Origin of the sequence: Flagellimonas myxillae (assembly GCF_023502235.1) — a bacterium.
Taxonomy (GTDB): domain Bacteria; phylum Bacteroidota; class Bacteroidia; order Flavobacteriales; family Flavobacteriaceae; genus Flagellimonas; species Flagellimonas myxillae.
Map to the genome: position 1 here is coordinate 1,459,324 of NZ_JAMFLY010000001.1, position 15,523 is coordinate 1,474,846.

The window sequence follows — 15,523 nt, forward strand, 5'->3', positions numbered from 1 at the left end:
TGTCTTACCAACCAAATAGTTACAAAATTTTGTAACCTTTTTTTAATGGATTTATCTAAAGGTAAACCACAATCCCAATTATCATGAATCCAGCCCTTGCACAACTCAGTACCATTTTAAAGTTTACGTATGGGATAGTCCCTATAGTTGCTGGACTTGACAAGCACATCAACCTATTAACGGATTGGGGAAAGTACATTCCATCTGGCCTATTGGATGCTCTGCCGATGGAACCAGAGACCTTAATGACGGTTGTTGGCCCCATAGAGATTATTGCGGGTATCCTAGTTCTATTGCGACCAAAAATCGGAGCCTTGGTGGTTGCAATATGGCTAACCCTCATCGCTCTTGTCCTGATTTTAGGTGGAGTTTATTTTGATGTTGCTGTTCGGGATTTGGTAATGGCGATTGGGGCCTATGGTTTATTCAGCATAAACATAAAGGATTTGGAATGACCAGAATTAACAGCATTGCGAGTTAGGTTAAGTGCTTCCCATGGACTGATTTAAAAATTGCTTAGGTAAACTCAAAAAAAGAATTGCTATGAAAATGACTAGAAAAACATTCATTAAAAAAACAACGGGAGCCCTTTTGGTGAGCATCCCGGCCTATTCGCTATTGGCTTGTTCCAATGACGATAGTGCAAATGGAGACCCCAACCTAGATCCCAATCAAAGGGATTGCGCTGCCAACGGTGCCAGTGCGGTTACCATTAGCAGCAATCATGGCCACACCCTAACGGTTTCCAAGGAAGATGTTGAAGCCGGCGTGGAAAAACAATATTCCATTCAAGGGGGGTCTGGGCATAATCACACCATTAGGCTCACGGAAGATCATTTTGCATCCCTGCGCCAAAACAACCAGATTACGGTAGAATCATCCCAAAACAGTTTGCATAGGCACGATGTCACCGTAGCCTGCGCATAAGGTAAAAATCAAAAGCCATCTTTAATTCGTTGGCTTTTTTGCTTCTGAAATGGCACAATGGTTATTTTTGTGCCATGCTTTCCGTAGTTATTTTGGGAACCGGGAATTTGGCACAGCATCTTGCTGAGGCATTTTCCGGGGTCGACCCAGTCAGCTTGGTTCAGGTGTTTGGCAGAGATCCTGTTCAACTCCAATGGTTCGAAAATCATGCGCCAACGTGTTCAAAGCCGGATGACATTGTAGAGGCCGATGCATACATCGTTGCGGTTAGCGATACATCAATTTTGGAGGTTTCCCAATTACTATCTGATAAAAACGGGGTTGTGGCACATACATCAGGGGCAGCCACGATGGATGTTTTACCTATGGCAAATCGTGGTGTTTTTTATCCCGTCCAAACCTTTACCAAAGGCAAGTCTGTCGATTTTCACCCCATTCCCATTTGTATTGAAGCAAATCTGGATTCGGGAAGGATAATCTTAAATTCCTTGGCGAAATCCATTTCCTCCAAGGTCCACCCAATGGATTCAAAACAACGAAGACAATTGCACCTTGCGGCAGTTTTTGCCAATAACTTCACCAATCATCTTTATGGAATTAGCGAAGAAATTTGCAATAGAAACCAAATTCCGTTCGACCTCTTGATGCCCTTAATTGAAGAGACGGCGGCCAAGATAAAATCTTTGTCCCCTACTGAGGCGCAAACAGGACCATCAAAAAGAGGGGACCAAAAAAGCATGGACCAACATTTAAGTCTGATAACCAACAATCGCGAAAAGGAAATCTATACCTTTCTAAGCGATGCAATAAAATCCAAATATGAAAAAAAACTATAAAGAATTGCTCCACCAGATTTCCACATTTGTTTTTGATGTGGATGGAGTGCTCACCGACGGTTCCGTTTTGGTCACTACTGAGGGCGAAATGCTGCGAAAAATGAATGTAAAGGACGGCTATGCCCTTAAGACGGCACTCAACAAAGGATATAAAATCTGCATTATATCCGGTGGCACCAACCAAGGGGTAAAGGAGCGACTCAAAGGGTTGGGAGTAACAGATATTTATTTGGGCGCCCATCATAAACAGGATCCTTTGGAGGAATATTTGGATATATATAATATAGACCCTCAGACCGTACTCTACATGGGGGATGACCTGCCCGATATCCCCCCCATGAAAATGGTGGCACTTGCCACCTCGCCCCAAAATGCGGTGGCGGAAGTTAAGGCCATTTCCGATTACGTTTCCCACAAGGATGGAGGTGACGGATGTGTTCGGGATATTATTGAGCAGGTACTCAAGGTCCGCGGGGATTGGAATGATAATTTCAGTGCCAAAAATGACTAAAAATCCATTGAACGAAAAGCTCAAGGGATACACATTGATTTTGGGCTCGGGGTCTCCAAGGAGGCGGAAATTTCTAGAAGAATTGGGGTTGGATTTTAAGGTAAGACCCAAATCCGTTGAGGAGATTTACCCGGAGGCTTTGCAGGGCAGTGAAATTTCAGATTTTTTGGCCATCCTAAAAGCCAACCCTTTTCGAGACGAACTGGCCCCAAACGAGATTGTTATTACCTCCGATACTGTAGTATGGCACAATGGTAGTTCTTTGGCCAAGGCGTCCAATCCAGAAGAAGCACGACAAATGCTCCGTACCATGTCTGGGAATTGGCACGAGGTCATAACCTCGATTTGTTTTACAGGTAAAGAGTTCCAAAAAACAGTGCATGCGACCACACAGGTAAAGTTCAAGGATTTTATGGACGAGGAACTCAACTACTACATTGAACAGTGCAAACCCTTTGATAAGGCCGGTGCCTACGGCATTCAGGAATGGATCGGGATGATAGGGATTTCCGAAATTAAAGGTTCCTACACCAACGTCGTGGGATTGCCAACACATTTGTTTTATAAAACGTTAATGGAACTGGTTTCTTAGCCATTGATTCGTAACTTTAGAAAAACTTTATGGCCATGGGAAAAGTCTTCAACTCCATATCATCAGTCCTTGCATTTGCTGTTATTGTTTCTTCCTTGAATTCTTGCGTTGATTCGACCAAGGCATCAAACAAAGTGGCTTCCACAGCCATGGAATCCTTGGAAAAAGAGGTGAAAAAGCCTAAAAAAAAGCTGTCTGAAGCATTCAAGTCCTATTGGTATTCGGGAAATGCTGAAATCACCTCCTATACTCTTGAACAAGCCCGTTATGGGGAACTTAGGGATGGGCATGCAGTTATGATCTATGTTACCGAACCATTTTTACCGGAAAAACAGGTTAAAGCGGATCGTAATAACCCGGGCAATGTTTCTGTACTGAAGTTAAACGCGACCAAAAAGTATTTTACGGGTATTTATCCCTATTCTGTGATGAGCAGTACATTTTATCCTATCCATGACAATCAGCATGCGCTCAAGACCAGTCTTTCCATGCAGGAATGGTGCGGCCACGTCTACTCCCAAATCAACAACAGAGATCAATTTGAATTTACCTCCCACTCCTATTTTGAATCTGAAGCAGATCAGCATATAAATTTGGATAAAACCGTTTTGGAAAACGAAATATGGAACAAAATCAGGATCAGTCCAAAAGATTTGCCCACTGGCAACTTCAGTATAATCCCATCGCTAGAATATGTGAGGTTGAGGCATACGGAGCTAAAAGCCTATGATGCCAATGCCGAAATCAAGGAAGAAGACGGCCTAATGACCTATTCCATCACCTATCCGGAATTGGAAAGAACTTTGGCCATAACCATTACCTCAGATTTTCCACACAGTATTGAAGGTTGGACCGAAACCTTCACAAGCGGCTTTGGTTCGGGCGCCAAACAAATGACCACAAAAGCCACCAAGATAAAATCCATCAAAACAGCTTATTGGGGGCAAAACAGCAATAAGGATTTTGTTTTAAGAGACAGTTTAGGCTTGTAAACAAGGGTCTTCTATAAGGTTTATACCCTGTTAAAGATGTTCTAAATTCCATCTCAACTGGTGCTAATCTTTCTATATTTGGGCAACCACTAAATAATCAGGTATGCAAAAAATTTGGATTGGCTTTCTAAGCACGATCTGCTGTATATCGGTTTCTTTCTCCCAAGCACCCGATAAACCTTCTTCAACAGAAATACACCACAAACTTCAAAAACTCAATTTTTTGGGAACGGCACTTTATGTCGCCGCACACCCAGATGATGAAAACACCCGGCTGATTTCCTATTTGTCCAACTACGACAAGGCCCGTACGGCCTATCTCTCGATCACTCGTGGTGATGGAGGTCAAAATCTTATCGGCTCTGAGCTTAGGGAGTTATTGGGGGTGCTTAGGACCCAGGAGCTGTTAGCAGCCCGGGGCATTGATGGTGGGGAGCAATGGTTTACGAGGGCCAATGATTTTGGTTATTCCAAACACCCAAAGGAGACCCTTAAAATATGGGATAAAGAACAGGTTTTGGGCGATGTCGTCTGGGCCATCCGAAATATTAGACCAGATGTGATTATCAATCGCTTTGATCATAGAACGCCGGGAAGCACACATGGACATCATACCTCTTCCGCTATGCTGAGCGTTGAGGCTTTTGATTTGGCCAACGATGCCAATTCCTATCCGGAGCATTTGCAATCCACCTCCGTTTGGCAACCCCGGCGTGTATTCTTCAATACCACTTGGTGGTTTTATGGAAGCCAGGAGAATTTCGCAAAAGCGGATAAATCCAATATGCTGAAACTGGATGTTGGGGTTTATTATCCAGAACTGGGACTCTCCAACAACGAGATTGCCTCCATGGCGAGTAGCTCCCACCTATGTCAAGGATTTGGTAGGGTCACCACCAGGGGAACCCAAGACGAGTACGTGGAGTTGCTCAAAGGAGACTTACCTACTTCCAATAATTTATTTGAAGGAATAAACACAACATGGTCTCGTATTCCTGGAGGAAAAGCCATCGGGGATATTTTGTACAAGGTGGAGGAAAACTTCAATTTCAGTAATCCTTCCGAGCATGTACCTGATTTGGTCAAAGCATATCAACTCTTGCAGGAAGTTGATGACGAACACTGGAAAAACCTAAAGTCCAAAGCTCTCGAAGAGCTTATTTTGGATTGCAGCGGACTTTATTTAGAAGTTAGTGCGGAATCCGGTTCCACAACAAAAGGAGATCAAGCCAAGCTCAATATCGAAGTGGTAAACCGGAGCGCGGGAAAAGTTGTGTTGAAAGAAATCATTCTCCAGGGTTCAACCGGAAAGTTGGAACCAAATCTAGTTTTGGAAAACAATAAAAAGGAAAATCTTAGTCTGGAGTTTTCGGTGGCGGAGAACATTGCTAACTCTAGTCCCTATTGGCTTAAGGAGAAGGGAACTTTGGGCATGTACACGGTTACCGATCAATCCATGATAGGGAAAGCGGAAAACCCAAGTGCCTTCCATGCACAGTTTACCCTTGATTTTAATGGTACACAAATCGATTTTACCAAACCCGTAATCCACCGATATTCCAAACCGGATAAAGGGGAATTGTATGAACCTTTTGCTGTTTTGCCGCGGATTACCACCAAAATAGCTGAGAAAGTCTTGATATTTTCAGATGCCGAACCTCGAGAAGTATTGGTCAAGGTAAAGGCGGGAAAGGACAGTGTTTCAGGGTCGGTGGGGTTAGATTACCCGGAAGGCTGGGTAGTGACCCCAAAAAGCAATCCTTTTTCCATTGAACAAAAAGGCCAAGAGCAAGATGTGACATTCACCGTTATTCCACCGGCTGATGACAGTGAGGGTAAAATCACGGCAGTTGCACAAATTGATGGGCAAGTGTTTAACCAAGAATTGGTGGAGATAGCCTATGACCATGTCCCTAAACAATCCATTTTACTTCCTGCCGAGGCCAAGGTGGTGCGCATGAATATCCAGAAATCTGGCGAGCATATCGGCTACATTATGGGTGCAGGCGACAAGGTTCCCGAAAGTCTGAAACAGATTGGCTATCAAGTACACACTATAGACCCAAATGAAATCCAAAGCGGTACTTTGGACAAATACGACGCCATTGTCGTCGGTATTAGGGCCTACAATGTGGTAGAAGCTCTAAAATTTAAACAACCTATCTTGTTTGAATACGTCCAAAATGGCGGCAACATGATCGTCCAATACAATACCGCTGGTAGATGGAGCCGACAGTTTGATAATATTGCTCCCTACGACCTCACACTATCTAGGGACCGCGTAACGGATGAAACTGCCAAAGTAAGTATCATCTCCGGTGACCATTCCCTAGTCAACTTTCCCAATACGATCAAGGAAAGCGATTTTGATGGTTGGGTCCAGGAAAGGGGTCTTTACTTCCCGAACGAGTGGAGTACCGAGTTCACCCCTATCCTATCAATGACGGATGAAGGTGAAGAAGCCAAGGAGGGCAGTCTACTGGTGGCACCTTATGGCGAAGGACATTACATCTATACCGGATTGAGTTTCTTCCGGGAACTTCCTGCGGGAGTTTCGGGAGCATATAAACTTTTTGCCAATATGCTATCCATTGGGAAGAGCGAAGTCAAAAAAGATAGCAATGTCAAAGGATAATCTCGAAAATAAATGGATTTGGAAGCGGGAGTACGCCATCGTATTACTGCTCAACTTCATTTACATATTGATTTTCTACTTCATTATGACGCTTAATACCTAGACCTAAATGGGGATTTTAGATTGGATTGTTCTGGGCAGTACGCTGCTTTTTATTGTAGTCTACGGTGTATGGAAAACCCGTGGAAGCAAAAATGTGGAAGATTATGTTCTTGGCGGAAATGATGCCAAATGGTGGACCATAGGATTGTCCGTTATGGCAACCCAAGCCAGCGCCATTACCTTTTTATCCACTCCTGGACAAGCGTTCCACGATGGGATGGGCTTTGTACAATTCTATTTTGGATTGCCTTTGGCCATGATTGTCATTTGTTTGGTATTTATTCCCATATATCGAAAGCTGAAAGTCTATACGGCTTATGAAATGTTGGAAGGGCGATTTGACCTAAAAACTAGGTCCTTGACCGCCATCTTGTTCCTGGTTCAACGGGGATTGGCGGCCGGAATTACCATTTTTGCTCCGTCCATTATTTTGTCCGCTGTATTGGGATGGGACTTAAGAACCTTAAACATCATTATTGGTATCCTGGTGATCATTTATACCGTAACCGGGGGAACCAAAGCGGTAAGTGTCACCCAAAAACAGCAAATGTTCATCATTATGGTGGGTATGTTCTTTGCCTTCTTTTTCATTTTGGGTTCCCTCCCCAACGGGGTGTCCTTCGGGGAAGCTTTGAAAATTGCCGGAGCCAATAACAAACTACAAATCCTGGATTTTAGTTTCGATACCAATAACAGGTATACGTTCTGGAGTGGTATTACCGGAGGGTTCTTTTTGGCATTGGCCTATTTTGGTACGGACCAAAGTCAGGTGCAGCGTTACCTATCGGGAGAATCCGTTCGCGAAAGTCAGCTTGGTTTAATTTTCAACGGAATTTTCAAGATTCCAATGCAGTTTTTTATCCTTTTGGTCGGAACTATGGTTTTTGTCTTTTACCAATACAATGCCTCTCCGCTCAACTTCAACCCAGCTGCATCCGAAGCAGTGAAAATATCAGAGTATGCAGCGGATTACGAAATTTTGGAACAAGGGCATTTGGCTTTGGAGCAGGAAAAGAAAAAAGCCCAAGAGGATTTCTCCTCTGCTTTGGCCTTAAAGGAATATAACGCCATACAACAGGCAGAGCTGAATATCATGAAAATCAACCAAAGGGAGAAGGCCAATCGCGATGCGGCCAGAACCTTGATTTCCAAGGCAGATAGTTCGGTTGAAACCAACGACAAGGATTATGTTTTTATCCATTTTATCCTAGATAATCTTCCTGCAGGACTGATCGGGTTATTGTTGGCCGTTATCCTATCTGCAGCCATGTCGTCCACTGCTTCTGAGTTAAATGCTTTGGGCACTATCACGGCCTTGGACCTGTACAAACGAAACAATACCAAGGAAAAGGACGCTAAACACTACGTTTTGGCGACCAAGGGATTTACCCTCTTGTGGGGAATTATTGCCATTTTAATAGCCTGTGTCGCCAACCTTTTTGATAATTTAATCCAATTGGTGAATATCATAGGCTCCATTTTTTATGGGAACGTGCTTGGTATTTTCCTATTGGCTTTCTTTATAAAATTCGTGAAAGGAAATTCCGTTTTTATTGCCGCCATCTTAACCCAGGTCATTGTGATTATCGGTTGGTATATGGATTGGATGTCCTACCTCTGGTTGAACGCCTTTGGGTGTGGGTTAGTCATCTTACTGGCAATAATCATTGAGAGTTTTGACGGTTTCTTGAACAAACCTCCCGTTGAGGCATAAAAAAACCCACGCAAGCGTGGGTTTAAAATTATTGTAAGCAATTTTTAAAGTGCCCCCCATTCCTTTAGGGAATCCTTATTCATTTTTACGTAATCTCCATTACCAGCTGCTTCAGCTTTGGACAACGATTGTTTTGCCGATTCAATTGCTGCTTTTTTATCTCCTGCCTTGGCGTAGATCAAAGATTGTTGGCGCAACTGCCAAAATCTTGGATTGTCGGTCATGGACATGGCTTTTTCCATCCACTCTTTGGCTTTGTTAATGTCCTTGCCCTCATTCAAATAATAGACAGCAGCCGTATAATATTCCCCAAAACCTGGACCCGCCAAAGTTTTTTCAATGGACTTCATCACAGTAGCATCAGCTGGAACACCAAATGGAACGGCCACATAGGTATTTTCCCAGATAAAGCCAAGATTGGCGCTATTCGTTTTTAAGTCATCGATACTGATGGTGAAAGTTTCAACTGCCATGGGCATTTTATATACGGGAACCGTAGCTTTGGCAACAACCTTGCTGTCGTCCCAATCGCTGGGAACACCACCCCCTTGGGTATCGGTATAAAAGAAAACTTCCCAGTTTTCGGAAGTTGGCTTGGTAAATATGGAGTAAGTACCTGCTTTAACCTCCTGATCAGCAATAGTGACATCGGTGCTAAAGCTGATTTTGGTGTAGTAATTGGCACCGGTTCTCCAAAGTTTGTTGAAGGGAACCAAATTCCCGTAAATTGTTCTTCCACGCATGGATGGTCTTGAATAATCCACCGTTACATCTGTCAATCCCACTTTTTGCTCAAGTTTGGAAGCCGGGCTTGGGGCAGGCGTGTTTATTTGAGCTTCCAAGGAGACCGTTAGAAGTGCTGCAAATGCAAATAAGGCTAATTTTTTCATTTCAATATGTGTTTTAGATTCGTTAGTAAAACAAAGCTAAATATTAAGGAAGGTTGGACTTGTTAAGAAATCCATAAAAGAAATCGGACTACTTAATGATAAACGGTTTGGCAATTCTCCCATTCCTCAGATGGAAGGAAATGAAATAAATGGAAGGCTGTAAAAAGGAGGTGTCAATGGATCCCGATAGGCTGGAATCACTATCGTGGACCAAGATTTTCTTTCCGCTGATGTCGAAAATGGCATAACCAAACAAGTCCGCCGCTTCGTTCAAATTGTAGTTCAAGGATAGGGTACCCATGGGCTGGTACAAAGTAAGCTCAGGGAACATCGCATCCGGGTTGGGTACATCCGGCTCGGGATTCGGATCAGGTTCTGGGTCAGGGTCAGTCTCCTCCATAATGCTCATGGCATACAAACTAGAGGGAACCAAAATGGTAGGAATTGTTCGCCGAAACTCCTCAGCACTTAAAAAAAATCCATTTCCAAAATGAGTAATAGCCTCAATCTGGTTCAAGCCCAAATCCAACGTCGTCTTGGTCACTGAACCTGAAAAAATAGAAGATTCCGGAGGCAATTCCACTTGTACCAAAAATGGCATCAACAAGGGGGAATACCCCACCAAAGAAAGCTGTTCGGAATTTGCATCATAGGTAGCTCCGGTGATCAATCCATCAACCTGATAACTATCCAAACGTGTGGCAGTATGGGTCCCGGGAGTACTTGGAATGCTATAGGCAACGGTGCCTAAGTCTTGCCATTGTTTGGTAAATACGATGAGTTTTCCTTCCAAACTAATCATGGCCTCTGCGTCCCAATTGGTTTCTGGATTCGGAGTGAAATTTGCCTGATCGGAATATGTGAATTGGATTTCCTCGGCAAAAACTGTGTTAGCTGCGGTATAAGCCGATTTTGCAATCCTATAAATTTTCAAATCGGTCCGATCTCCGTTATTGTTTCCAAAATCACCTATATAAATATAGTTGGCATCCTGGGTTAAATCTTCCCAGTCTATGTTAGTTGCGTTACTCAGGGCAACCGTTCTTTTGATTGAACCAACATCTGGATCAAGCTCATAAAGAGCAGCATCGTTGCCTGAATCATTGTGGGTAACCAGACTCCCATTAAAATATATCAAACCAGAGGTTTCATTGATGGTTCCGGGCAAGTCCGCAATTTTATCAATGGTGATTTGACTGTATGCACCAGTAATCCAAAGCAGAAAACCCGCTCGACAAAAAGATTTCAGTACAGCCATGGAAATCAATTTCATATTCCAAGTTAGCATTTTAACTTAATATTCTGTGAATCAGGCTTGTTGATAATTTTGTTTAACTATAATCAATATTTATTAAACATTTTTAGTATATTTGATGACATGCACCTATATAAACTACATACAAAGCAGTATTTGCCCATTTCAATCATGGAGGCTTGGGAATTCCTATCCAATCCCAAAAACCTTCCAAACATTACCCCAAAACACATGGAGTTTAGTATTATCTCTGGTGGAGATAGGCTCATGTATCCCGGACAGATCATCGCCTATACGGTAAAACCTTTCCCGGGTTATGCAGTGAGATGGGTAACTGAGATTACCCACATGGAGGACGGGTACTATTTTGTGGACGAACAACGCCATGGGCCCTACGCATTTTGGCACCATAAGCATTTTCTGAAGGAGCATGGAAATGGGGTCATAATGGAAGATATCGTGGATTATGCCCTTCCCTACGGCATCCTCGGTAGATTGGCCCACACTCTTTTTGTAAAAAGGCAACTGAACAAAATTTTTGAACATCGAAGAGTTCAGTTGGAAACCATATTCGGTACTCCCCAAACCGAGGACCATTACTTGGTCTTAAAAACTGTTTAGCACTTTTTCCCCAGAAGTTTCATAGCTAAACAAACCTATTAGTAATACTTGATAATGAGCGAGTCCATTTCCATATTTTGGTTTAGGCGTGACCTTCGTTTGGAGGACAACACGGGATTGTACCATGCCCTTGAAAGTGGTCTGCCCGTGCTGCCCATTTTCATTTTTGACACCGAAATCCTGGATAACCTCCCCAAAGCTGATGCTCGGGTCACCTTTATTCATGACCAATTGCACCGCCTAAATCTTTCACTGAAATCCAAGTTTGGAAGCGGTATTGCCGTATATCACGGGCAACCAAAGACTGTTTTTGAAGGGTTGCTCAAAACGTATGCTGTCAATCAGGTTTTTGCTAATCACGATTACGAACCCTACGCAAGAAAGCGAGATCAAGAAATCAGCTTTGTACTAAAACGACATGGCACGGATTTTAAGACCTTCAAAGATCAGGTCATCTTTGAAAAGGATGAAATACGCAATGGAGGTGGGCTACCCTATAAGGTCTATACCCCGTATAAAAAACAATGGATAAAGCAATTCAAGCCCTCTGTGCATTTGAAAGGAAATGGGACCGAAAACCATTCCAACTTTTACAAATCAGAACAATTACCATTTCTTAGCCTGGAAGCTATCGGTTTCGAACGTTCCAAAATTCGGGTAAAGGATTATGATCTTAATGCGGAATTAATCAACAACTACGAGGAAACCCGTAACATCCCTGCCTTGGATAAAGGAACCTCCCGGCTTGGCCCCCATCTAAGGTTTGGCACCATATCTATTCGAGAGGCAGTTCAAAAAGCAATAAAATCGCAGAACAAGACTTTCTTGAGTGAGCTTATTTGGCGCGAGTTTTTTATGCAGATTCTTTGGCATTTTCCGCATACGGTCACTAAAGCCTTTAAACCCAAATACGACAATATATTATGGAGAAACGACCAAGCGGAATTCAATCTTTGGAAAACGGGAAGAACCGGATACGTGCTTGTGGATGCCGGCATGCGCCAACTTAACGTTACTGGATATATGCACAATAGGGTTCGGATGGTGGTGGCCAGTTTTCTATGTAAACACCTCTTGATTGACTGGCGCTGGGGAGAAGCTTATTTTGCCCTTAAATTATTGGACTACGAATTGGCCAGCAATGTGGGGAATTGGCAATGGGCTGCTGGCTCCGGGGTGGATGCTGCTCCTTACTTCCGCATATTCAATCCGACCCACCAGCTTGCCAAATTTGATGCACAAGGCAAGTATATCAACAAATGGGTGCCTGAATTTCAAGAACTTAGCTATCCCCCAGAAATGGTTAATCACCAAATGGCCAGGGAGCGTTGTCTAAAAGTATATAAAGCAGTGGTTGGTTAATGCTTTTTCAGTATTTTTAGTATTCGTTTTTATCCAAATGGATAAACCTTCTTTTTTGCTTGGGGTTACAAGCCAAAATTTAGTATTGGACTAATTCAAATATCACTATAATGAAACAACTCTCTACCCTTGTGTTACTTGGTTTGCTTTCCGTGAGCTTAAGTGCGCAAAAAATGAATTCCACCAAAAAATCCATTGTGGCATCCGTGGAAAATCATAAAGAAAATCTAATCCAAATAAGCGATTCTATTTGGGCCTTGGCCGAAACTGCCTTCAATGAATCGCAATCTGCAGAAGTACTTGCTGACTATGCCGAAAAAAATGGGCTGAAAGTAACCCGTGGTGTTGCAGACATTCCAACTGCCTTTACGGCAACCTATGGTTCTGGGAAACCTGTAATCAGTGTGTTAGGCGAGTTTGATGCACTTCCGGGGCTTTCCCAAAAAACGGTTCCTACCAAAGACCCCAGAATCGACGGTGCTCCTGGTCACGGATGCGGTCATAACATGTTTGGAGCTGCAAGTTTGGGCGCCGCCATCGCTATTAAGGAACAAATTGAATCAGGTAAACTCAAAGGCACCGTTAAGTTTTTGGGTACCCCAGCCGAAGAAAAATATTTTGCCAAAGTTTGGATGGTCGAGGCCGGGCTTTGGGACGACGTGGATGTCAATGTAAGCTGGCACCCCGGTGCAAACATCGAAGCCAATGTACAAAGTGGTCTTTCCTTAATTGATTTCATTGTGGAATTCTATGGGCAAGCCGCGCATGCTTCCGCTGATCCCTGGAACGGACGTAGTGCATCGGATGCTTTGGAACTGTACACCACGGGAATGAATTACTATCGCGAGCACATCAAACCTACCTCCCGAATCCACTACCATATTCAGGATGGAGGACAAGTTGTAAATGTAGTCCCGGATTATTCCAGGATTTGGGTGCGAGTTCGTGATCCCAAAAGAAAGGTAATGCTCCCTACCTATGAGCGGGTGAAAAAAATGGCAGAAGGTGCAGCCATCATGGCCAATGTAGATTACAAAATCTCCTTGGTATCAGGAATTTACGAGGTATTGGTGAACCGGGCAGGTGGCGAAATCATGCAGAAAAACCTGGAATTGCTAGGCCCAATCACCTATACGGAAGAAGAAATTGCCTTCGGAAAAGGCATCCAGAAAGCTACCGGAAAGCCGGAAGTAGGAATGGATAGCAAGATTGAGGCGTTAAAAGAAACTGAAAAGAATCCGGGTGGAGGCTCCACCGATGTGGGTGATGTAAGTTGGAACGTGCCCAACATCAACCTTAGTGTAACCGTGGCACCTAAAGACACCCCTTGGCATTCCTGGGCAGTTGTAGCCTGTGGTGGAATGAGCATCGGACATAAAGGGATGGTCTATGCATCCAAGGCTATGGCTATGACCATGGCAGATTTGTTTGAAAATCCAAAATTGGTGACCAAGGTCAAAGAAGAATTTAAAACCCGTAAAGGGGATGAAAAATACGAGGCCATGATTGACGGACCTCCCCCTATCGGAAGCAACTAAATCCTAATGAAAACAATCACATTTTTAAGCCTGCTTTTTGCAGGCTTATTTCACTTGCAGGCACAGGAACCGCTTTCCATCTTCCAACCCCTAATGGGCAAGACATGGAGTGCCGAGGGAAGTTGGGGCAACGGACAAAAATTCAAGCAGGACATTATCTTTTGGTTCGATCTCAATCAAAAGTTGGTTATTGTTGAATCCAACGGGTATACCAATATGGAACAGACGACCTATGGCCCTAGAAACCATGGCATACGTCAATATGATGAGGCATCAAAGACGATTAAGTTCTGGGAGTTTGATGTGTTCGGTGGTGTCACCGAAGGTACGGTCATCGCCAAAGGCAAGGACATAATTTATACTTATGCCTATGGTGAAACGGTAGTAACCGATTATTGGGAATTCGTGGATGATAATACCTATAATTTTATTGTGGGGAGCTATGAAAACGGGGAATGGAAACAGAAATACCTGAGTACCCAATTCACTACTCCAAAAACTTCAGAACCAAAGCACGATTAACTAAAAATAAGCTATGCCCGATCCTATTCTACAAACCTTTCCGTTGGGTTTTCCTTGGCAGACCCAAGACCCCTTTTTGTTCTGTGTGTACCATTTGGACCATTATCCCAAAGGGAATGGTGAACTAGGTCCTGACCCCAAACACTTGGAAGGCAGAAACATTGGTAACGATTTTACTGTCAAAGATGGATGGCGAATGTACCACGGGCAGACCATTCCCGGTTTTCCCTACCATCCTCACCGTGGATTTGAGACCATCACCATAGTCAACAAAGGCTTCTGCGATCATTCCGATTCCTTGGGCGCGGCTGGGCGCTTTGGTCAAGGTGACGTGCAGTGGATGACAGCTGGGCGGGGCGTTCAACATTCCGAAATGTTCCCTTTGCTCAATACCGATAAGGACAATCCATTGGAGCTGTTCCAAATTTGGTTGAACCTGCCCAAGGCCGATAAGTTTGTGGAACCCCATTTTAAGATGCTCTGGCATGAAGATATCCCCATAATTGATGAGGGAAATGCCCAGATAAAAGTGATTGCAGGGAATTACAGAGGCACCCAGGCCAATGATCCAGCCCCTAATTCATGGGCGGCCAAAAACGAGCACAAAGTTGCCATCTGGAATATTCATGTGGATGCGGAGACGGAATACACTTTACCAAAAATTAGCTCCTTAGCTACTCGGACACTCTATTTTTATGAAGGTTCGGAAGTTTATATTGGCGACCGAAAAATAGCTCCCAATTTTGGGATTGCTTTGGATCCATTCCAAGAGGTTACGATTAAAATAGGTTCGGAAAAAGCCCATTTTTTAATGTTGCAGGGCCAACCCATAGACGAGCCCGTTGCCAAATATGGCCCCTTTGTTATGAACACCGAAGAGGAAATCCAACAAGCCATGGAAGAATATCGTTTGACCCAGTTTGGTGGCTGGCCTTGGCCCTACCCCGATAATGTGCATGATCAGGATAAAGGTCGGTTTGCACAATATCCGGATGGGAGTTTGGTAGAAAAGGGGTAACCCAATAG

Annotated in this window: 15 protein-coding genes; 13 read left to right on the forward strand and 2 right to left on the reverse strand. The window is 43.6% G+C overall.

The features are described from left to right. Positions 1-83 precede the first annotated feature (83 nt). The 8 genes from M3P07_RS06685 to M3P07_RS06720 all read left to right on the forward strand — a co-directional run bounded on the left by M3P07_RS06685 (position 84) and on the right by M3P07_RS06720 (position 8,309). A complete protein-coding gene (locus M3P07_RS06685; RefSeq protein WP_249969121.1) occupies positions 84-455 on the forward strand; it encodes a hypothetical protein in 372 nt (123 codons plus the stop codon). An 88-nt stretch (positions 456-543) separates the two neighbouring features. Beyond that, complete coding sequence (locus M3P07_RS06690; protein WP_249969122.1) at positions 544-927, forward strand: hypothetical protein; 384 nt, start codon at positions 544-546, stop codon at positions 925-927. A 74-nt stretch (positions 928-1,001) separates the two neighbouring features. Continuing rightward, the gene (locus M3P07_RS06695; protein ID WP_249969123.1) at positions 1,002-1,763 is read left to right on the forward strand and encodes a Rossmann-like and DUF2520 domain-containing protein; all 762 of its coding nucleotides are present in this window, start codon (positions 1,002-1,004) and stop codon (positions 1,761-1,763) included. Next, a complete protein-coding gene (locus M3P07_RS06700) occupies positions 1,747-2,274 on the forward strand; it encodes a KdsC family phosphatase (RefSeq protein ID WP_249969124.1) in 528 nt (175 codons plus the stop codon). Before M3P07_RS06695 ends, M3P07_RS06700 begins: the two co-directional genes overlap by 17 nt. Then, on the forward strand, positions 2,267-2,866 hold the full coding sequence (locus M3P07_RS06705; RefSeq protein WP_249969125.1) for a Maf-like protein: 600 nt from the start codon (positions 2,267-2,269) through the stop codon (positions 2,864-2,866). Before M3P07_RS06700 ends, M3P07_RS06705 begins: the two co-directional genes overlap by 8 nt. 35 nt (positions 2,867-2,901) lie before the next feature. Beyond that, positions 2,902-3,858 (forward strand): septum formation inhibitor Maf, encoded by a 957-nt coding sequence (locus M3P07_RS06710; protein ID WP_249969126.1) that lies wholly within the window; start codon positions 2,902-2,904, stop codon positions 3,856-3,858. A gap of 103 nt (positions 3,859-3,961) precedes the next feature. Continuing rightward, positions 3,962-6,493, forward strand: a complete 2,532-nt coding sequence (locus tag M3P07_RS06715; RefSeq protein WP_249969127.1) for a PIG-L family deacetylase — start codon at positions 3,962-3,964, stop codon at positions 6,491-6,493. 109 nt (positions 6,494-6,602) lie between these two features. Then, on the forward strand, positions 6,603-8,309 hold the full coding sequence (locus M3P07_RS06720; RefSeq protein ID WP_249969128.1) for a sodium:solute symporter family protein: 1,707 nt from the start codon (positions 6,603-6,605) through the stop codon (positions 8,307-8,309). Between the two features lie 44 nt (positions 8,310-8,353). On the opposite strand, the gene M3P07_RS06725 is transcribed toward M3P07_RS06720, so the two are convergent. Further along, entirely contained in the window at positions 8,354-9,199 is an 846-nt protein-coding gene (locus tag M3P07_RS06725; RefSeq protein WP_249969129.1) for a DUF2911 domain-containing protein, read from the reverse strand. Positions 9,200-9,287: 88 nt separating this feature from the next. Then, entirely contained in the window at positions 9,288-10,457 is a 1,170-nt protein-coding gene (locus M3P07_RS06730) for a T9SS type A sorting domain-containing protein (protein ID WP_249969130.1), read from the reverse strand. A 120-nt stretch (positions 10,458-10,577) separates the two neighbouring features. Here M3P07_RS06730 and M3P07_RS06735 point away from each other — a divergent pair, with 120 nt between their 5' ends. The 5 genes from M3P07_RS06735 to M3P07_RS06755 all read left to right on the forward strand — a co-directional run bounded on the left by M3P07_RS06735 (position 10,578) and on the right by M3P07_RS06755 (position 15,515). Further along, positions 10,578-11,075, forward strand: a complete 498-nt coding sequence (locus M3P07_RS06735) for an SRPBCC family protein (RefSeq protein ID WP_249969131.1) — start codon at positions 10,578-10,580, stop codon at positions 11,073-11,075. A 54-nt stretch (positions 11,076-11,129) separates the two neighbouring features. Next, positions 11,130-12,437 carry a cryptochrome/photolyase family protein gene (locus tag M3P07_RS06740; protein ID WP_249969132.1) on the forward strand — a complete coding sequence of 436 codons (1,308 nt, stop codon included), beginning with the start codon at positions 11,130-11,132 and terminating at the stop codon, positions 12,435-12,437. A gap of 110 nt (positions 12,438-12,547) precedes the next feature. Beyond that, positions 12,548-13,975, forward strand: coding sequence for an amidohydrolase (locus M3P07_RS06745; protein ID WP_249969133.1), 1,428 nt, complete (start codon positions 12,548-12,550; stop codon positions 13,973-13,975). Between the two features lie 6 nt (positions 13,976-13,981). After that, a complete protein-coding gene (locus M3P07_RS06750) occupies positions 13,982-14,497 on the forward strand; it encodes a hypothetical protein (RefSeq protein ID WP_249969134.1) in 516 nt (171 codons plus the stop codon). A 13-nt stretch (positions 14,498-14,510) separates the two neighbouring features. Next, positions 14,511-15,515 (forward strand): pirin family protein, encoded by a 1,005-nt coding sequence (locus M3P07_RS06755; protein ID WP_249969135.1) that lies wholly within the window; start codon positions 14,511-14,513, stop codon positions 15,513-15,515. The last annotated feature ends 8 nt before the right edge of the window (positions 15,516-15,523 follow it).